Annotated in this window: 17 protein-coding genes and 1 tRNA gene; 8 read left to right on the plus strand and 10 right to left on the minus strand. The window is 65.2% G+C overall.

The window, feature by feature from the left end; translation table 11 throughout:
- Positions 1–49: 49 nt before the first annotated feature.
- A complete protein-coding gene (lptB, locus tag sphantq_RS07130) occupies positions 50–832 on the plus strand; it encodes an LPS export ABC transporter ATP-binding protein (protein ID WP_066605921.1) in 783 nt (260 codons plus the stop codon).
- Positions 833–877: 45 nt separating this feature from the next.
- Positions 878–2,401: an RNA polymerase factor sigma-54 gene (rpoN, locus tag sphantq_RS07135; RefSeq protein ID WP_272799917.1), complete on the plus strand. Its 1,524-nt coding sequence runs from the start codon at positions 878–880 to the stop codon at positions 2,399–2,401.
- 127 nt (positions 2,402–2,528) lie between these two features.
- Here rpoN and sphantq_RS07140 read toward each other — a convergent pair whose 3' ends face one another.
- The 7 genes from sphantq_RS07140 to sphantq_RS07170 all read right to left on the minus strand — a co-directional run bounded on the left by sphantq_RS07140 (position 2,529) and on the right by sphantq_RS07170 (position 8,360).
- Complete coding sequence (locus sphantq_RS07140; protein ID WP_272799918.1) at positions 2,529–3,902, minus strand: sensor histidine kinase; 1,374 nt, start codon at positions 3,900–3,902, stop codon at positions 2,529–2,531.
- 10 nt (positions 3,903–3,912) lie between these two features.
- On the minus strand, positions 3,913–4,632 hold the full coding sequence (locus tag sphantq_RS07145; RefSeq protein ID WP_066605937.1) for a response regulator: 720 nt from the start codon (positions 4,630–4,632) through the stop codon (positions 3,913–3,915).
- Positions 4,633–4,779: 147 nt separating this feature from the next.
- Positions 4,780–5,439 (minus strand): calcium-binding protein, encoded by a 660-nt coding sequence (locus sphantq_RS07150; protein WP_129926046.1) that lies wholly within the window; start codon positions 5,437–5,439, stop codon positions 4,780–4,782.
- 199 nt (positions 5,440–5,638) lie between these two features.
- Positions 5,639–6,856 carry an argininosuccinate synthase gene (locus tag sphantq_RS07155; RefSeq protein WP_066605943.1) on the minus strand — a complete coding sequence of 406 codons (1,218 nt, stop codon included), beginning with the start codon at positions 6,854–6,856 and terminating at the stop codon, positions 5,639–5,641.
- Between the two features lie 302 nt (positions 6,857–7,158).
- Positions 7,159–7,590, minus strand: coding sequence for a hypothetical protein (locus sphantq_RS07160; protein ID WP_272799919.1), 432 nt, complete (start codon positions 7,588–7,590; stop codon positions 7,159–7,161).
- A gap of 99 nt (positions 7,591–7,689) precedes the next feature.
- Complete coding sequence (locus sphantq_RS07165; protein WP_272799920.1) at positions 7,690–7,992, minus strand: hypothetical protein; 303 nt, start codon at positions 7,990–7,992, stop codon at positions 7,690–7,692.
- Positions 7,993–8,174: 182 nt separating this feature from the next.
- Complete coding sequence (locus tag sphantq_RS07170) at positions 8,175–8,360, minus strand: DUF4169 family protein (RefSeq protein ID WP_129926044.1); 186 nt, start codon at positions 8,358–8,360, stop codon at positions 8,175–8,177.
- A 134-nt stretch (positions 8,361–8,494) separates the two neighbouring features.
- On the opposite strand from sphantq_RS07170, the gene sphantq_RS07175 reads away from it, so the two are divergent.
- Complete coding sequence (locus tag sphantq_RS07175; RefSeq protein WP_272799921.1) at positions 8,495–9,490, plus strand: LacI family DNA-binding transcriptional regulator; 996 nt, start codon at positions 8,495–8,497, stop codon at positions 9,488–9,490.
- Between the two features lie 7 nt (positions 9,491–9,497).
- Here sphantq_RS07175 and sphantq_RS07180 read toward each other — a convergent pair.
- Positions 9,498–9,571 (minus strand) — tRNA-Gly (locus tag sphantq_RS07180).
- A gap of 110 nt (positions 9,572–9,681) precedes the next feature.
- On the opposite strand from sphantq_RS07180, the gene sphantq_RS07185 reads away from it, so the two are divergent.
- The 4 genes from sphantq_RS07185 (at position 9,682) to sphantq_RS07200 (ending at position 15,153) form a co-directional block, all read left to right on the plus strand.
- The gene (locus tag sphantq_RS07185; protein ID WP_272799922.1) at positions 9,682–10,638 is read left to right on the plus strand and encodes a LysR family transcriptional regulator; all 957 of its coding nucleotides are present in this window, start codon (positions 9,682–9,684) and stop codon (positions 10,636–10,638) included.
- Positions 10,639–10,747: 109 nt separating this feature from the next.
- Entirely contained in the window at positions 10,748–12,877 is a 2,130-nt protein-coding gene (locus sphantq_RS07190; protein ID WP_272799923.1) for a TonB-dependent receptor, read from the plus strand.
- Between the two features lie 146 nt (positions 12,878–13,023).
- The gene (locus sphantq_RS07195; RefSeq protein ID WP_066606105.1) at positions 13,024–14,139 is read left to right on the plus strand and encodes a DUF47 family protein; all 1,116 of its coding nucleotides are present in this window, start codon (positions 13,024–13,026) and stop codon (positions 14,137–14,139) included.
- 15 nt (positions 14,140–14,154) lie between these two features.
- On the plus strand, positions 14,155–15,153 hold the full coding sequence (locus tag sphantq_RS07200; RefSeq protein ID WP_272799924.1) for an inorganic phosphate transporter: 999 nt from the start codon (positions 14,155–14,157) through the stop codon (positions 15,151–15,153).
- A 76-nt stretch (positions 15,154–15,229) separates the two neighbouring features.
- Here sphantq_RS07200 and sphantq_RS07205 read toward each other — a convergent pair whose 3' ends face one another.
- Positions 15,230–15,406, minus strand: coding sequence for a hypothetical protein (locus sphantq_RS07205; RefSeq protein ID WP_165363573.1), 177 nt, complete (start codon positions 15,404–15,406; stop codon positions 15,230–15,232).
- 138 nt (positions 15,407–15,544) lie between these two features.
- Between sphantq_RS07205 and sphantq_RS07210 the strand changes: the two genes are divergently transcribed.
- Entirely contained in the window at positions 15,545–16,954 is a 1,410-nt protein-coding gene (locus sphantq_RS07210) for a helix-turn-helix domain-containing protein (protein ID WP_272799925.1), read from the plus strand.
- Here the strand turns inward: sphantq_RS07210 and sphantq_RS07215 are convergent.
- Positions 16,941–17,855 carry a LysR family transcriptional regulator gene (locus sphantq_RS07215; RefSeq protein ID WP_066606115.1) on the minus strand — a complete coding sequence of 305 codons (915 nt, stop codon included), beginning with the start codon at positions 17,853–17,855 and terminating at the stop codon, positions 16,941–16,943. The genes sphantq_RS07210 and sphantq_RS07215 overlap by 14 nt on opposite strands.
- Positions 17,856–17,976 lie beyond the last annotated feature (121 nt).

Consider the following 17,976-nt stretch of genomic DNA (forward strand, 5'->3'; position numbering starts at 1 on the left):
GTTCCGAAATTTAAGGGGTGCTTAGTCAAACGGCTGCAAGGATAGACGCATGGACGATGTGATGACCCCGGAACGGACGGCGCAACGCCCGCAAATCCCGCAGGAAGTGAGCGACGGCCTGTCGGTCATTTCGATCGCCAAAAGCTATGACAAGCGCGTCGTCCTGTCCGACGTGTCGCTGACCGTGGGCAAGGGGGAGGTCGTCGGCCTGCTCGGCCCCAACGGCGCGGGCAAGACGACCTGCTTCTATTCGGTCATGGGCCTGGTCCGTCCCGATCATGGCCGCATCGTGCTGGACGGGCAGGACATCACCAACCTGCCCATGTATCGCCGCGCCATCCTGGGGCTGGGCTATCTGCCGCAGGAAACGTCGATCTTCCGGGGCATGACCGTCGCGCAGAATATCAGTGCGGTGCTGGAGCAGGCCGAGCCGGACAAGGCCGCCCGCGCCGCCCGGCTGGAGCAGTTGCTCAGCGAGTTCGGCCTTGTGCGCCTCCGCGATTCGGCCGCGATGGCGCTGTCGGGCGGCGAACGCCGCCGCTGCGAAATCGCCCGCGCGCTGGCGGCCAACCCGTCGATCGTGCTGCTGGACGAGCCGTTCGCGGGCATCGATCCGCTCTCCATCGCCGACATTCGCGATCTGGTGAAGGATTTGAAGACCCGCGGCATCGGCGTCCTCATCACCGACCATAATGTGCGCGAGACGCTGGAAATCGTCGATCGCGCCTGCATCATCTATGACGGCCAGGTGTTGTTCGCGGGCAATCCCACCGAACTGGTCGCCAATGCCGACGTCCGCCGCCTCTATCTGGGCGAGAATTTCCAGCTTTGATATGATGATCGCGCGCACTCTCCTTTGCGATCGGGGAGCGCGATAATGGCACTCGGGCCACGCCTGGACATTCGCCAGAGCCAGTCGCTCGTCATGACGCCCCAGCTCCAGCAGGCGATCAAGCTGCTGGCGCTGTCCAATCTGGAAATCGAAGCGTTCGTCGCAGGCGAGCTGGAAAAAAACCCGCTGCTCGAACAATCGAGCGGCGACGACGCTCCGCCCGCGCCCGACGGCATCGACCGGACGATCGACGCCCCCACCCTGTCCGCCGAAACCGGCGCGAGCGACGATTTGATCGCGCAGGGGCTGGGCGGCGCGGACAGCCCGCTCGACGTCGATCATGGCGCGGACAGCTTCATCGACGACGGCCCCGGCGACCGGATGGCCGACGCCCATGGCGCGGGCGGCGGCGGCATGGACGCGCTGTCGGGCCGCTATGCCGAGGATGCGCCCGACTTCGACAGTTTCGCCGCGCCCGACATCGGCTTGCAGGAACATCTGATGGGGCAGGCCCGCGCCGCGTGCACGAACATGGACCTGTTCATCGCCACCCAGTTGATCGGCCAGATCAGCGAGGCGGGCTATCTGGAGGCGAATCTGCTTGCAACAGCCCATGGTCTTGGCGTGCCCCTCTTCGATGTCGAACGGGTGCTGGGCGTCATTCACACATTCGATCCCACCGGCGTCGGCGCGCGCTCGTTGGCCGAATGTCTCGCGCTCCAGGCGAAGGAAGCCGACCGCCACGATCCCTGCATGGCGCGGCTGCTCGCCAATCTCGACCTGCTGGCGAAGGGGGCATTGCCCCAGTTGCGCCGCATCTGCGGCGTGGACGAAGAGGATATGGCCGACATGATCGCCGAACTGCGCGGTTACGATCCCAAACCCGGCCTGCGCTTCGCCAATGACCGCGCCGCCCCGGTCACCCCCGATCTGTTCGTGCGACCGACCAGGGGCGGCTGGGCGATCGAGATCAACAGCGCCACCCTGCCCCGCCTGCTCATCAACCGCAGCTATTATGTCGAATTGGCCGCCGGGCCGCAGGACAAGAGCGCCAAGGCCTGGCTGGCCGACTGCCTCGCCAGCGCCAACTGGCTGGTCAAGGCGCTGGACCAGCGGCAAAAGACGATCATCAAGGTCGCGAGCGAGATCGTGCGCAGCCAGGAGGCCTTTTTCCAGCAGGGCGTCGCGCATCTCAAGCCGTTGACCCTGCGCGCGGTGGCCGACACGATCGGGATGCACGAAAGCACCGTCAGCCGCGTGACCTCCAACAAATATCTCGCCTGCCCGCGCGGGCTGTATGAACTCAAATATTTCTTCACCAGCGGCGTGTCGTCATCGGGCGGCGATGGCGGCTCCGTCTCGGCCGAAGCGGTCAAGAGCCACATCAAGGCGCTGATCGGCGCCGAAGACCCACAGGCGATCCTGTCCGACGACACGCTGGTCGACCTGCTCCGCGCCAAGGGCATGGACATAGCGCGACGCACTGTCGCCAAATATCGCGAGGCGCTGGGCATCGGCTCATCGGTCCAAAGACGGCGGCAGAAGGCATTGAAGGGGAAAGCGGCCTGAGGGGGCAGGCGCCGTTGGCTGCCGGCAGAGCAACGATAGTGAGAATGGCCGGCTTTGGATGGGTAGCAACCATTCCCCTCCCGCCAGCGGGAGGGGAACATGTCCGATCATGGTCGTTAGGCGACCTTTAACCCGGCAACACCAAACTCGCTTCCAGTCCACCTCCCGGCCGGTTCGCCAGACGCAATTCGCCCTGATGTTCGGCCATGATCGCGCGGACCAGCGCCAGGCCCAAGCCAGACCCGCCGGTTTCGCGGTTGCGGGAGCCTTCCAGCCGGGTGAAGGGTTCCAGCATCTCTTCCATCCGGTCCTCTCCGATGCCCGGCCCTTCGTCGGCGACTGCGATGCGGATGGCGCCGTTTTCATGCAGCACCGACACATGGGCGCGGTCGCCATAGACGATGGCGTTTTCGATGAGGTTGCGCAGCGCGCGACGAATCTGCTGGGGGTGGACGAAGGCGACGGCGCGATCGCAGTCGGCCAAATCGACCGGCGATCCCAGTTCGATGAAATCCTCCACTACCGCATCGGCCAGCGCGGCGAGATCGACCTTCTGCGCGGCCTGGGTGCTGCGGCCCGCGCGGGCGAGGGAGAGGATATCCTCCAGCATCCGGTTCATTTCTTCGATCGTTTCGGACATGCGCGCGCGCTCTGCGTCGTCCTCGACCGATTCGGTGCGGACGCGCAGCGAGGCGAGCGGTGTGCGCAGGTCATGGCCGATCGCGCCCAGCATTCGGTCCTTTTCGTCTAGCATAGCGATGATCCGCGCGCGCATGGCGTTGAACGCCATGGTAAGGTCGCGGACATCGCCCGGCCCGCGTTCGTCCACCGCGTCGGCCGCGCCGGTGCGGGCGAATTGCTGAGCGGAGCCGGTGAGTTGCTTCAGGGGCCGGGCGAGGCGGCTGCCGACCCAGAGCAGCGGCAGCAGGACGATGACATAGAGGATAAGCGTCTGACCAACCAGCCAGCCGCCAAAACGCTTTGGCCGGTCGGCACCGGAGCGCGCCTGCGCCACCACCCATTTGCCCGGTTCATATTCCGCCGCCAGGGTCAGCAGGCCGATGCTGTGATCGTGCGGCCCATCTCCATTGGCGCGCATACGGATACGTTCCCAGCGCCGGACCGGCATGACTTCGCTCGACTGCACGGCGCGGACGCTCAGGATGCGCAGGCCGACATCTTCGAACATCGCCGTCGCACGCCGTTCGACATCCGGGCGTGCTTGCCCGGTCAGTTCGGGCGCGCCGGTGACGAAGCGCGCGCGCATACGGCCGCGTTGCCGATCCCCTTCCCGTTCCCGCTCCACGCGGCGGTCGGCCCGATTGTCGAGCGCATCGATGACGCGATAGACGGCGGGCGCGGTCTGGCCGGTCAGTTCGAGCCGCTGCCGTTCGCGCAGCAGCAGGCCGAAATTGATCGCCTGCGCCACGAACAATGCGATCGCGACGAGCGCGATGATCTGGCCGACCAGGCTTTGCGGCCACAGGCGAAGCTTTTTCATGCGGGCCGCTTCACAGTTTGCGGACTTCAGCGGACAGGGTGTAGCCGCCGCCCCACACGGTCTTGATGAGCGTGGGGTTTTTGGGGTCCGGTTCGATCTTCTTGCGCAGGCGGCTGATCTGGTTGTCGATCGCCCGGTCGAAGGCATTGGCTTCGCGGCCCTGAGTGATGTCGAGCAACTGGTCGCGGCTCAGCACAGAATTGGGGCGCGTGGCGAAAGCAAGCATCAGATTATATTCGGCGGTCGAGAGCGGCAGCGATACGCCTTCGCTATCGACCAGCGTGCGTTCCTGCGTTTTGAGCAGCCAGCCGGCGAAGCTGTAATTGGCCCCGTCGGGCGCGGTGACGCGCTGGCCGCCGGTTGCGACGCGGCGAAAGATCACCTTGATCCGGGCGACCAGTTCGCGCGGTGAAAAGGGTTTGAGCACATAATCATCCGCGCCCATTTCCAGCCCGACGATGCGGTCCGTTTCCTCGGTCCGGGCTGTCAGCAGAATGACAGGAATTTCGCTCGTCTCACGGATATGGCGACACAGCGACAGGCCGTCCTCGCCCGGCATCATGATGTCGAGGATCACCATGTCGATCGCATTGGCGTTCAAGCGCAGCCGCGCTTCGGACGCGCTTTCGACGGCGGTGACGCGAAAGCCGTTGCGGCCCAGATATTGAGCCAGCGGTTCGCGGATCGAACGCTCGTCATCGACGAGCAGGAGATGGGGTCGGTCGCTCATGCTGCCTGTGTGTCATGGCTGGAGAAAGGTTGGAAGGGCGAAGGCAAAGGGGGGCAAGCCTTCGCCCTTCCAGGACGGTGGCGCCTGAGCGGAGCCAGGGGAGGAACCCCGCGTCCTGCGCCACCCGATGGGTCGATCAGCGTATGATCAGTTTTGGGGCGCAGCCGGCGGACCCTTGCGGTCCTTCCATTCCGCCCGCATCATTTGGCGCGCCGCCTTCATTTCGTCGGCGGTGACGAAACCGTCCTTGTTCGCGTCCGCCTTGTCGAACATGGCGATCGGGCGGGCCATGAATTCGGCCTTGGTCATCGCGCCGTCCTTGTTCGCGTCGCCGAAGCCGCCGCCCGGACCGCCATGGCCCATCATACCGCCACGACGATGGCCACCGCGGCCGCCCCAGCCCCGTCCGTCACGCCCACCCGGCTTGCCGGCCTCGGCGCGGCGTTCCTGACGTTTGTCGGCACGGGCTTCATGCGCGGCGGTGAATTCCGCCTTGCTGATTTGGCCGTTCTTGTCGGCGTCGAGCGCGGCGAAGCGGGCGTCCTGCCGCTGCTGACGCATCGCGTCGCGATCCTTCTGGGTGATTTGGCCGTCCTTATCGACGTCCATCTTGGCGAAGCGGGCTTCCAGGCCGGCGGTCAATTCCGCCTTGCTGATCTTGCCGTCCTTGTTGGTGTCGGCCATGGCCATCATGCCGCCACGGTGGCCGCCTTGAGCGCCCGGCTGGGCATAAGCGAGGTGGGTCGCCGCGAGGCCGCCGACGAACAACGAACCGACCGCGACGGTGGTGAAGAATTTGCGAAGCATGTCTGTCTTCCTTTTCGTGTGTCTCACGAACGGCTGATCGCCGTCCTTGAAAACGCTTATGAAAGGAAGTTGTCCCGCAGATATGTCATGCAACGGGGGCAAATGTCGCAATTTGTATCCCGTTATCCGATGACCCCGCCCTCAATCATCCCGCGATGAGCGCGCGGGTGCGGATTGCTAACCCTCTGACTTCCCTTGATTAACAATCGCGGCGTCCCAGCAGGCGCAAGCGAAGCGCATTGAGTTTGATGAAGCCCGCCGCGTCGCGCTGGTCGTAGGCGCCCGCATCGTCTTCGAAGGTCACGACCTTTTCGCTGTAGAGCGAGTAAGGCGACTTGCGGCCGACGACGGACACACTGCCCTTGTACAGCTTCAGGCGGACGGTGCCGGCCACCTTTTCCTGGCTGTAATCGATCGCGGCCTGGAGCATTTCGCGCTCCGGCGAGAACCAGAAGCCGTTATAGATCAGCTCGGCATATTTGGGGGCCAGCTCATCCTTCAGATGCGCGGCGCCCCGGTCGAGCGTCAGTTGCTCGATGCCGCGATGGGCGAGGTGATAGATGGTGCCACCCGGCGTTTCATACATGCCGCGCGACTTCATGCCGACAAAGCGGTTCTCGACCAGATCGAGACGACCGATGCCATGCTTGCGGCCATATTCGTTCAGCGTTTCGAGCAGGGTCGCGGGCGACATGCCGACGCCATTGATCGCCACGCCATCGCCACGCTCGAAATCGATGGTGATATATTCGGGCGCGTCGGGCGCATCTTCCGGGTTCACCGTGCGCGAATAGACATAGTCCGGGGTTTCTTCCCACGGATCTTCCAGAACCTTACCTTCCGACGAAGTGTGCAGCATGTTTGCGTCGGTCGAGAAGGGGCTTTCGCCACGCTTGTCGCGCGGAATCGGGATCTGATGCTTTTCGGCGAATTCGATCAGCTTGGTGCGGCTGGTCAGATCCCATTCGCGCCAGGGGGCGATCACCTTGATGTCGGGGGCGAGGCCATAATAGCCCAGTTCGAAGCGGACCTGGTCATTGCCCTTGCCGGTCGCGCCATGCGACACGGCGTCGGCGCCCAGCTGCTTGGCGATCTCGATCTGGCGCTTGGCGATCAGCGGACGGGCGATCGAGGTGCCGAGCAGGTAGAGGCCTTCATAGAGCGCGTTGGAGCGCATCATCGGGAAGACATAGTCCTTCACGAACTCCTCGCGCAGGTCGTCGATGAAGATATGCTCTTCCTTGACACCCATCAGGCGGGCCTTGGCGCGGGCGGGTTCCAGCTCCTCGCCCTGCCCCAGATCGGCGGTGAAGGTCACCACTTCGCACTGATAGGTCTGTTGCAGCCATTTCAGGATCACGCTGGTGTCGAGACCACCGGAAAAGGCAAGGACGATACGGTTGATCTTGTCGGACATGTGCGGGCGAGCCTTCTGTAAAATGGCGCGGGAATGACCGGCGCGCCGGTAACAGGCGGGGGCCCAAAGCGCAACCGATGCGGCCCATGAAAAAGGGACGGAAAGCCGGTTGGCCTTCCGTCCCATGGGATGAGCTGTTGCGCGCCGTTAGCTGGTGCGCGGCTTCAGGAAGCCCGATGGCTTACGATCGTTGCCAAAGCGATAGACGGTCTGGCTACGGTCGAGCGCCGCAGCGGGCCCCGGTTCCGCATGGATCGTCTGCGGCGCGGGCGCAGCGATCGCGGCGGCTTCGCGCTGAGCAATCAGATGCTGGGCGCGGCGCAGGCGCTTCGTCCGGGTGAGGAACGGATTGTCCGCACTGGGCGCGGCAGCGACCATGGCTTCGAGCGTCGCATCCTGCGTGCGCGCCGCAGCCGGCGCCGGGCGGGGCGCGATCGGGCGCTCGCCGCCATGGCAGGGGCCGGTGTGACGGCAATCGGCGCAGGCGCGTAGGTGACCGGCTCGACGCGGGCATCGACGGCATCCTCGTCAGGACGACGACGGCGCATCAGCGCAGCGCCACCCAGGCCCAGCAGCAGCAGCGCGCCGCCGCCCAGTGCCCAGAGCATCGCCTGGTCGGTGCGTGCAGGCGATTGAGCGACCGGAGCGGGCGCGGCCTCCTGCATCGGCGTAACGGCCGGGGTCGATTGTGCCGGCGCCGCCGTTTCCGCGGGTGCGGCTGCGATCGGCGTCACAGTGGCGGGACGCGGCGCAGGGCGTTGGGCGACGGGATCAGCCGTGCGTGCGGTGGTCCGGGCGATGGGCTTGGCGGGCGTCGAACGCGGCTTGGCGGCCTAGACCACAGCCTGTTCCGCTTCCGCAGCAGCGGTCGCGGCGGCGATGCGCTCCTCCAGCGGCGGGGTGGCCTGCACCACCGGCTGGCCGGGCGTAAATTCGGGGGTCGGCGTGGCGGCCGGCGCAGTCATCGGGGCGGCCATGGGCGCAGGCGCGGCCGTAACCGGGGCAGGCGTGGCGGGCGCAACGGTCGGGGCGACCGGCGGCGCGGCGGTCTGGGCCAGCAGCGGGGTTGCAGTCAAAACCAGAACAGCGGCAATCGCGGCCCTGGCGGGGCGGTTTGTGCGAATATTTCCAGTCATAGCAGAGGACCAACGGCCGACCACGCGATTCAACGCAGGCAGTGGGTCAGAATCGCGACGAATTGTGACAGTTCGCGGTCAGGATGAACGAGATGAATAGGCGTTCATCTCAATATGAACGGCTCATTTACAGAATAATCCGCATATCGCACCAATAATCACTATAGATATAGTGCGACGCCCTAGCCTTCTTCGGACTCGCGTCTTGCGCCATCCAGCAGGGCCGCGCGGCGCTGCTCTTCCTGCGTATCCGCCAGGCGCTGTTCCTTGGTCCGGCCGAAGCGTGCGCGGTTCTCCTGCGCGGCTTGCGCCTTGTCCGTGCGCGCCTTCACCTTGCGCGCCTGCCGCAGATTGACGATGTTGGTCATGATCGGTCTTCCCGTCGCTCTTGTGCCGCGACCCGATCATAAACTTGCGACGGCCGACTTGCCAATCGCCATCCGCTGTCGCCATGGTCGACGCTTCCCGTTCCAGTCGTTCCGCTCCAACATTGCGAAGATCCATGACCAGCATCCACGACGTCGCCGCTCTCGCCCAGGTATCGATCAAAACGGTGTCGCGCGTGGTCAACAAGGCGCCCAATGTCAGTCCAGAATTGCAGGCACGGGTAGACGCCGCGATCAGGCAATTGGGCTATCGCCCCAACCAGTCGGCGCGTCGGCTGGCGGGGGGCAAGTCCTTCATGATCGCCTTCCTCTACAACAACCCCGCGCCCGGCTATGTCAGCCGCATCCAGATCGGCGCGGCCTGGCGATGCCGCGAACTGGGCTATCATCTGGTGGTGGAGCCGATCTCGCCGGGTGGCGAGGAACGGTTCGAGGTGCTCGACCGGCTGGTCGCCGCGCTGCGCCCGGACGGCGTGCTGCTGGTGCCGCCGCTGTCGGACGATGAAGGGCTGCTGGCCCGGCTGGCGGACATGAAGCTGCCCTATGCGCGCATCGCCGGGTCGGTGGTCGCGGCGAGCTTCACCATCCATACGCCGGAACGCGCCGCAGGGCGCATGGTCGCCGATCATCTGATCGCGCTCGGCCATCGCCGCATCGGCGTCATCACTCCGCCCCCGACCCACCGCGCGGCGCTGCGCCGGGTCGAGGGGTTTTGCGACGGGTTGGGGGCGGCGGACATCACGGTCGACGATGCGCTGTTCGTGCAGGGCCGGTTCGATTTCGCGTCCGGCATCGAGGCGGGTGAGGCGTTGCTGGCGCTGCCCCAGCCGCCCAGCGCCATATTCGCCACCAATGACGAGATGGCGCTGGGCGTGCTGACGCTGGCGCATCGTATCGGGCTGCGCGTGCCGGAGGATCTGTCGGTGACCGGGTTCGACGACACCAGCGCCAGCCTGACATCCTGGCCGCCGCTGACCACCGTGCGCCAACCGCTGGAGGAGATGGGCCGGTCCGTCATCGACGCGCTCGCCAACGGCCCGGTCGATGCACCGGAATTCCTGTTCACGCTGGTCGAAAGGGGCAGTTCGGGACCGCCGTCGCCGGGCCGCTGAAACAGCGTGGAGCGGGTAGCGGGGATCGAACCCGCATCACAAGCTTGGAAGGCTAGTGCTCTACCATTGAGCTATACCCGCCCGGCAGGCGGTCGCCCTGCCATCATCAGGTGGCGCTCGTCAACAGTCCATTGCATGACGTTGCGAAGATCGCCCTTAACCCCCTGCGATATTTCCTCTATCACCAGGCGATGGACAGCCCTTCCCTGCGCCAATTGGACATATTCGCGCAGATGGTGGCGGCGGGCGGCGTCGTGCGCTGCGCCGATGCGCTGGGCGTCGGGGTGGAGCAGGTGCTGCGCGACCTGGCGTCGCTGGAGATGCGGCTGGGCTATCGCCTGTTCGAGGATCTGAATGGCGAAGCGCGGCTGACGCCGGCGGGGCGCAAAACGGCGCAAGCGATGACGCTGCTGAGCGAAGATCGGCCCGCGCCAGTGGAAAAGCCGGCGGCGGCCCCCGCACCCATCCCGCCATCGCTGCTCCAACCGGCCGCGCCCTTTATCCCGTCACCGGCTGTGCCGGATGGTCCGCCCCGCCAGGTCATCACCTTGGCCGCGCCGCCGCCCGTCTTCGGCCATTTTCAGGATGCGCTGGCCGCGTTCGAAGCGGCGAACGAGGATATCGCGATCACGCTGGACCTGCACGTCCACACCGCGCAGGACGCGGCGGTGGCGCTGGCCGATCGGCGGGCGGACATCGCCTATTTCTACGCGCTGGAGGAGCCGGCCGACCTCAAGTCCCGCTATGGCTGGTCGGAGCCGCTCAACCTCTATGCCGATAGCGGCCATCCCCTGGCACGGGCCGACAGCGTGAGCCGCGCCGACCTGTCCATGACGCCGATGCTGTCGCTGGAAACGCGCAGCGGGATGCGCGACATCATCGATGCGGCGTTGGCCAAGGGCCGGGTGCGCAACGTGATGCCGCTGCTGGAAAGCGACAATATGTTCGAGATCATCGCCGCATTGCGCGATGGCGCGGGCTGTTTCGCAGCGTTCGGGACATTGGCCCGCGACCTGGGCCGGATGAGCGGGATCAAGCGGCTGGCGCTGGACATTCCCCTGCCCGCGGTCGAGATTCGCCAGGCTATAGCGCCGCGCGCGGCGGAAAAGCCCGCGGTCGAGGCGTTGGCGGAATTTCTCTTCCTCTAATCAAGCGTAATAATGTCGCGTCGCAGCAAAAATGCGGCGAGACGATCTTGATATGATGTATCATCCTAGATACAGGATCACATAGACCAGAACCAAAGGGTTGATCCTCATGTCCCGCTTTCCGATGCTGCGCGCAGGCTGCGCCGTTACCGCGCTGTGCCTTGCCATGCCCGCTCTTGCCCAGACCACGCCGACTCCGGACGCAGGTGATGCCGGGGACCAGGGGCCCTATCATGACGCGCAGGCCAATATCGTCGTCACCGCGATCATCCCGCGCAAGCAGGGCGACATTTTGTCGGGCACGTCGGTCATCACCGGACAGAAGCTGACGCGGGAACTGCGCTCCACCATCGGCGAGACGCTGGCGCGCCAGCCGGGCGTGTCGGCCACCTCCTTCGGCCCCAATGCGTCGCGCCCGGTGCTGCGCGGCTTCCAGGGGGAGCGGGTGCGCATCCTGACCGACGGCATCGGCAGTTTCGACGTGTCCAACACCTCGGTCGACCATGCCGTGGCGATCAACCCGCTGACCGCCGACCGGATCGAAGTGCTGCGCGGCCCCGCGGCGCTGCTCTACGGATCGTCGGCGATCGGCGGCGTGGTCAATGTGATCGACAGCCGCATCCCGCGCCGCGTGCCCGACGAGCCGGTCCATATCGACGCGATCGGCACCTATGGCAGCGCGTCGAACGAGCGCACCGGATCGGGCGAAATCGAAGTCCCTCTAAGCGACAAGTTCGTCGTCCATTTCGACGGCAGCTATACCAAGACCGGCAATCTCGACACGGGCAGCTATATCCTGACCCCGGCGCTGCGCGCGCAGGCCGCGGCGAGCGGCGATCCGGAGATCGAAGGGCTGTCGACCCTGCGCGGCAAGCTGCCCAACAGCGCGGCCGAGACATGGGAGGTCGCGGGCGGCGCGGCGCTGATCACCGATGGCGGCAATCTGGGCTTTTCGGTCGCGCATACCGACAATTTCTATGGCGTGCCGGTGCGTTATGCGACGGAAGCGGGCGACGAGGCGGAGCAGGTGCGCCTGCACATGAAGCAGGACCGCGTCGATATGCGCACCGAACTGCCGGTCAATGGCAGCCTGCTGGAATCGATCCGCTTCCGCGCGGGTTTCGCCGATTACCAGCATCAGGAGATCGAGGATACGGGCGAGGTCGGCACGACCTTCTACAATCAGTCGATGGAATCGCGGCTGGAACTGGTCCAGGCCAAGCGCGGCGGATGGGACGGCGCAGTCGGCGCGCAATTTTTCACCCGCAAATTCTATGTCGTGGGCGAAGAGAAATTCCTGCCGCGCAACCAGACGGACCAGTTGGGCATTTTCACGCTGCAATCGATCGACCTGGGATCGACGCGGGTCGAGGTCGGCGGGCGCTTTGAACATACCGACGTCAGCGCGGACGCGGATGAGACTTTGTTCAACCCCTCCTATGACCGCAGCTTCGACACCGTGTCCGGGTCGATCGGCGCGAGCCATGAACTCGCGCCGGGCTGGCGGCTGGGCCTGAACCTGTCGCGTACCGAGCGCGCGCCGTCGGCCGAAGAGCTGTTCGCGCGCGGTAATCATGCCGGCACGCAGGCGTTCGAAGTGGGCAATCCCAATTTCGGCAAGGAAAAAAGCTGGGGCGTCGAAGGCACGCTGCGCGGCCAGGGCGAGGGCTACACCATAGCCCTGTCCGCCTATCACAACTGGTTCAGCGGCTATATCTACGACGCGCTGGTCGACGACAGCGCCTGCATGGCGGTGAATGGCGGCGCGGCACTGGAATTCCCCTGCTATCAATATAATCAGGCGGACGCCCGCTATCTGGGCTTCGAGGCGGAAACCACAGTTAAACTGGCGCAGGTCGGCGGCTATGCGATCAATCTGGACGGCGTGGCCGACTATGTCCGCGCCACGATCAAGGGCAATGGCCCAGCGCCACGTATTCCCCCGCTGCGCCTGCTGGCCGGGCTGGAAGCGCAGGGCGACCGGCTGAGCCTGCGCGGCGAGGTGGAGCATAGTTTCGCCCAGAACCGCACCGCTGTTCGCGAAACCGACACGGACGGTTTCACGCTGGTCAATGCGTCGGTGTCTTGGAAGCCGCTGAAGGGCAATGACCGCACCACGCTGACGCTGTCGGCGAACAATATCTTCGATGTCGAAGCGCGCCGCGCGGCGAGTTTCCTCAAAGATTATGCGCCGCTGCCCGGCCGTGACATCCGCCTGACCGCGCGCCTGTCTATCTGACCCACCAATCGGCCCAATTGCATCGGCCCCTGCGCATGTCGCGCCGGGGCCGATTGCGAAATGTGACAATATCGTTACAAGGCGCGCATGGAACGCGCGGTGGGCAAAAGTATTGAGCAGGGCATGACCCCAAGGAGGGTCGGCTGATGCGCCAGATCGCCGCCTTGCCCTATAGCACCGCCGCCGACGGATCGATGCAAATCCTGCTGATCACATCGCGCGAGACGCGACGCTGGGTGATCCCCAAGGGCAATCGCATCAAGGGGCTGGCCGGGCACCGCGCCGCCGAACTGGAAGCCTATGAAGAAGCCGGCATCCACGGCATCGCCTGCCCCGCGCCGCTGGGCCGCTACAGCTATGACAAGCGCAAGCGCAAGGGCGGGTCGCGCGAGGCCACGGTCGAGGTTTTTCCGCTTGCGGTCACCGGCCACCTGACGCAATGGCCCGAACAGGGCCAAAGGGAGCTGCGCTGGTTCCCCGTCGCCGAAGCCGCAAAAGCGGTCGACGAACCCGACCTGCAATCGATCATCGCGGCCTTCCGCGAACCGCCCGCCGATCCGGGCTGGTTCCTGCGGCTGCTGCTGGCGATCCGCGACAGACAGAATGAAAGGACTGGAATGCTCCGCTGGTTTCACGCGCTGATGCCCAAGCAGGGGCGGTTCTTCGAACAATTCGAGGATCATGCCGCCACCCTGGTGTTTGGCGCCGACGCGCTGGCCAAGCTGTTGAAGGGCGGCCCCGACATGGCGGCGCATATCAAGGAAATTTCCGACCGCGAGCATGAGGCGGACGACATCATCCGCGACGTGCTGCAGGATGTCCGCCGCATCTTCGTCACCCCGTTCGACCGCAGCGCCATCACCGGCCTGATCGGCGTGATGGACGACGCGATCGACCAGATGAACCAGACCGCAAAGGCGATCGCGCTGTATGAGGTCAAGACCTTCGCGCCGCAGATGCAGGATATGAGCGCGCTGATCGTGGAATGCGCGCGCATCACCGCGGAGGCGATGCCGCTGCTGCGCTCGCTCAACCTGAATTCCACGCGGTTGCACGATTTGACCGAGCGGCTGGTGAAGCTGGAGGGTCATGCCGACATATTGCACGAAGCCGGGCTGAAGGCGCTGTTTCAACAAGCCCAGGCGGGCAACACTATGGACTTCATCGTCGGCAACGAGATTTACAGCCATCTGGAAAAAGTGACCGACCGGTTCGAGGATGTCGCCAACGAGATTTCCGGCCTGGTCATAGACCACGCCTGATCACGCAACAGTTTCATGGACCCCATCGCCCTCCCCCTGCTGATCGCGCTGATCGGTGTCGCCCTGCTGTTCGATTTCCTGAACGGCCTGCACGACGCCGCTAACTCGATCGCGACCATCGTATCGACCCGCGTATTGAAGCCGCAATATGCGGTCGCCTGGGCCGCCTTCTTCAACTTCATCGCCTTCCTCTTCTTCGGGCTGCATGTGGCCGAAACGGTGGGCAAGGGGATCGTGGACGCCAGCATCATCGACCCGCAGGTCATTTTCGGCGCGTTGATGGGGGCGATCGCCTGGAACCTCATCACCTGGGGGCTGGGCATCCCGTCCTCGTCCAGCCATGCGCTGATCGGCGGGCTGCTGGGCGCGGGCACCGCCAAGGCGGGGCTGGGCGCGGTGGTGTGGAGCGGGGTGTTCAAGACCAGCGCGGCGATCGTGATCTCGCCCGCAGTCGGGCTGTTCCTGGCGCTGATGCTGGTCCTGCTCATAAGCTGGATCTTCCGCAGGTTCACGCCGCAGGGCGCGGATAGCGTGTTCCGCAAGCTGCAACTCGTCTCCGCCTCGCTCTATTCGCTGGGACATGGCGGCAATGACGCGCAGAAGACGATGGGGATCATCGCGGTCCTGCTCTATTCGCAGGGGATGCTGACCGGCGGTTTCCATGTCCCGCTGTGGGTGGTGCTGAGCTGCCAGGCGGCTATGGGCCTGGGCACTTTGCTGGGCGGATGGAAGATCGTCCACACCATGGGATCGAAGATCACGCGCCTGACCCCGGCCCAGGGCTTTTGCGCGGAAACCGGCGGCGCGATCACTTTGTTCATGGCGACCCATCTGGGCATTCCGGTGTCCACCACCCACACCATCACCGGCGCGATCGTTGGCGTGGGCGCGTCGCGGCGGTTGTCGGCGGTGCGGTGGAACGTGGCGTCGAGCATCATCGTCGCCTGGGTCGTCACCCTGCCCGCCAGCGCGGCGATCGGGGCGCTATTCTACTGGCTCACCCGGTTTTTTTGACGAGGCGTGTTCAGTAGACAGGCAAAAGGGCGCGGGAATGATCCCGCGCCCTTTGTCGTTTCGCCGGTGCGGCTGGTTACGCGACCCGGCCGAGGCGATGGTATAGATTGGCATATTTGACCGATTCCGGCTGATCCTGAACCTCGCGCAGATAATGGGCGATGGCGGTGCGGATGAGGCCGAAATCCTCCTGGCTGAAAACGGCGCGCGAACGGGTCGGCTCGCGGGTCTGTTCGATCGTGTCGGTGGTCATATCCTGGTCCTTCGCGCTGCGCCCGTTGGGCTGATGAACACCGAGTTAGACAGTTGAATCGCATTTTATAAGGCCGATGAGTGGCCGCAAGTCATAAACTGATTTGGTCATATTGTCATTTTATGACATTATGACCAAATGGCAGAGATGACCGACCGCAAACTCTATCTTGGCCCCAAGCTGCGCGTGCTCCGCCGCGAATTGGGGCTGAACCAGACGCAAATGGCGGAGGAACTGGGCGTATCCCCCAGTTACCTCAACCATCTGGAACGCAACCAGCGCCCGCTGACCGCGCAGATGCTGCTGCGTCTGGCCAATACTTATGACATCGATATTCGCGATTTCACGACCCAGGCGCAGGAGGGCAGCCCCGGCGAACTGAATGAAATCCTGTCCGACGCGCTGGTGCGCGACATCGGCATCGCCCGCGACGAGGTGCTGGAGGTCGCGGAAAATTATCCCGGCGTCAGCGAGGCGATCGCCCGCTTCTATCGCGCGCTGAGTGACCTGCGGCGGATGCCGGGCGAGGCGCTGGCCCGCGGCGACAGAGCGTCCACACCGCTGGTCGCGCCGGTCGACTGGCTGCGCGAGATGATCGCGCGGGCGGGCAATCATTTCGCCGAGATCGATGCGGGAGCGGAGGCGATCGCCGTAGCCCTGCCTGACGATCCCAATTTACTGCAGGCGGAATTGCGTGCGCGGTTAAAGGATCGGCACGGCATGGCGTGCCTGGTAGTGCGTGGCGATGTGTTGGACGGGACATTGCGCCATTATGACATGCACCGGCGGCGGGTGATGCTGAACGAGCGACTGCCCATGTCAGGCCGCCTGTTCGCCATCGCCTATCATCTGTGCGCGCAGGAACTGGCGGACGCGATCGCCGCCCAGATCGCCCGCGCCGTGCCGCCGGATGAGGACAGCCGCCGCCTGGCCAGCATGGCGCTCACCAACTATGCCGCCGCGGCGCTCATCATGCCCTATGACCGTTTCCGGCAGGCGGCCGAGCAGAGCCGGCACGACCTGCCCCTGTTGCGCGACAGGTTCGGGGTGTCGACCGAGCAACTGGCGCATCGCCTGACCAGCCTCAATCGCACCGGCGCGCGGGGCATCCCCTTCTTCATGGCGAAGGTCGACCGCGCCGGGATCGTGTCCAAGCGATTCGATGGCGAAGCCTGGCCGTTCGCCCGCTATGGCGGCACCTGCCCGCGCTGGGACGCGCATGGCGCGCAGGAGGCGGATCGGGTCGCACCGCAGTTGATCGAGACGCTGGACGGCAAGCGCTTCCTGACGCTGGCGGTCGGCCTGCCGCCCGGCGCAGCGCGTGGCCGGTCGGTGATCGCCCTGGGGTGCGAGGCGAAACATGCGGGCAAGATCGTCCATGCCGACGGCATTGACGTGGAGCGCGACGCAGCGACAGGGGTCGGCCCGACATGTCCATTATGCGAGCGCCGCGCCTGCCCCGACCGCGCGCTGCCGCCGGTCACGCGCGCGCTCGACCTGCACAGCTATGAGCGCACCGTGGCGCCCTTCCCGTTCAGGCGGGTGTAGCCCTGTCGGCGGGCGAGACGGGCCACCCTTTCTTGAGGTGGCGGGACAGGAAGTCGAGGCAGGAGCGGACCTTGGCCGTCTCCCCCTGCCCCGGCACATAGAGCGCGACGATCGAGGCGGCGGGCAGCGCGACATCCGGCAGCAATTGCTGCAACCGGCCCGCATCCAGATCATCCGCCACTTCCCAGAGCGACTTGATGACGATGCCCGCGCCGTCCAGCGCCCAGGCGCGCGCCATGTCGCCATCATTGGTGCTGAGGGTCACCCGTGGCCCATTGCCGCTGCCGACGACGGAGCGCCATAGCTCCTGCTGCGCCTCGCCCACCACGATATTGTCATGGACCGACAGGTCGCCGACGGCGCCAGGATGCCCGCGCCGGTTGAGATAGGCGGGCGCGGCGCACAGCAGTCGCGGATTGTCGGTCAGCCGCTTCATGGTAAGGGCGGAATCGGGCGGCGGATCGAAACAGATGGCGATGTCATGGCCGGTTTCGACGATGTTTGTCGCCTGCGCGGCGGTTTCCAGATGGATCGCGACATCGGGATGCAAGGCCGCATAATGGCGGAACAGCGGCGCGAGACGCATCCGCGCTGCGCCGATCGTCGTCACGACGCGCAGCAGCCCGGTCGCCTCCGTCGCGCGGCGCATGACGTCGGTTTCCACATCGTCGATCGCACTTAGCGCCCGCCCCGCCCGGTCGTAGAGCAGCGACCCTTCCTCGGTCAGCGACAGGTGGCGGCTGTTGCGACGGATCAGCATCACCCCCAGCCGCGCCTCCAGTTGCGACAGGCGACGACTGGTCGCCGCGAGCGAGAGTCCCAGGCGACGCGCCGCTTCGGACAGCGTGCCGGATTCGGCGATCTTCACGAAGGATTCGATTTCGGCAAAGCGATCGGGCATTCCTTGAAGCTAGGGAGGCGATGCTGCGACGCAATAGACCTGATGTTGCAGGACAGTATGCTTTCATTGCTGCATCTCTGGCTGCGCCCGTTTCTGTAACGCTTTCTTGCTGAACTTCAGG

The sequence above is a fragment of the Sphingobium sp. AntQ-1 genome (genome assembly GCF_028538045.1).
Lineage (GTDB): Bacteria > Pseudomonadota > Alphaproteobacteria > Sphingomonadales > Sphingomonadaceae > Sphingobium > Sphingobium cupriresistens.

What these genes read in the sequence shown, in the direction of transcription:
- sphantq_RS07185 (WP_272799922.1), top strand. Translation starts at nt 9,682, where the DNA reads ATGGACAGCCCTTCCCTGCGCCAATTGGACATATTCGCGCAGATGGTG.
- sphantq_RS07145 (WP_066605937.1), bottom strand. Translation starts at nt 4,632, where the DNA reads ATGAGCGACCGACCCCATCTCCTGCTCGTCGATGACGAGCGTTCGATC.
- sphantq_RS07170 (WP_129926044.1), bottom strand. Translation starts at nt 8,360, where the DNA reads ATGACCAACATCGTCAATCTGCGGCAGGCGCGCAAGGTGAAGGCGCGC.
- sphantq_RS07210 (WP_272799925.1), top strand. Translation starts at nt 15,545, where the DNA reads ATGGCAGAGATGACCGACCGCAAACTCTATCTTGGCCCCAAGCTGCGC.
- lptB (WP_066605921.1), top strand. Translation starts at nt 50, where the DNA reads ATGGACGATGTGATGACCCCGGAACGGACGGCGCAACGCCCGCAAATC.
- sphantq_RS07140 (WP_272799918.1), bottom strand. Translation starts at nt 3,902, where the DNA reads ATGAAAAAGCTTCGCCTGTGGCCGCAAAGCCTGGTCGGCCAGATCATC.
- rpoN (WP_272799917.1), top strand. Translation starts at nt 878, where the DNA reads ATGGCACTCGGGCCACGCCTGGACATTCGCCAGAGCCAGTCGCTCGTC.
- sphantq_RS07150 (WP_129926046.1), bottom strand. Translation starts at nt 5,439, where the DNA reads ATGCTTCGCAAATTCTTCACCACCGTCGCGGTCGGTTCGTTGTTCGTC.
- sphantq_RS07175 (WP_272799921.1), top strand. Translation starts at nt 8,495, where the DNA reads ATGACCAGCATCCACGACGTCGCCGCTCTCGCCCAGGTATCGATCAAA.
- sphantq_RS07190 (WP_272799923.1), top strand. Translation starts at nt 10,748, where the DNA reads ATGTCCCGCTTTCCGATGCTGCGCGCAGGCTGCGCCGTTACCGCGCTG.
- sphantq_RS07165 (WP_272799920.1), bottom strand. Translation starts at nt 7,992, where the DNA reads ATGACTGGAAATATTCGCACAAACCGCCCCGCCAGGGCCGCGATTGCC.
- sphantq_RS07200 (WP_272799924.1), top strand. Translation starts at nt 14,155, where the DNA reads ATGGACCCCATCGCCCTCCCCCTGCTGATCGCGCTGATCGGTGTCGCC.
- sphantq_RS07215 (WP_066606115.1), bottom strand. Translation starts at nt 17,855, where the DNA reads ATGCCCGATCGCTTTGCCGAAATCGAATCCTTCGTGAAGATCGCCGAA.
- sphantq_RS07195 (WP_066606105.1), top strand. Translation starts at nt 13,024, where the DNA reads ATGCGCCAGATCGCCGCCTTGCCCTATAGCACCGCCGCCGACGGATCG.
- sphantq_RS07155 (WP_066605943.1), bottom strand. Translation starts at nt 6,856, where the DNA reads ATGTCCGACAAGATCAACCGTATCGTCCTTGCCTTTTCCGGTGGTCTC.
- sphantq_RS07205 (WP_165363573.1), bottom strand. Translation starts at nt 15,406, where the DNA reads ATGACCACCGACACGATCGAACAGACCCGCGAGCCGACCCGTTCGCGC.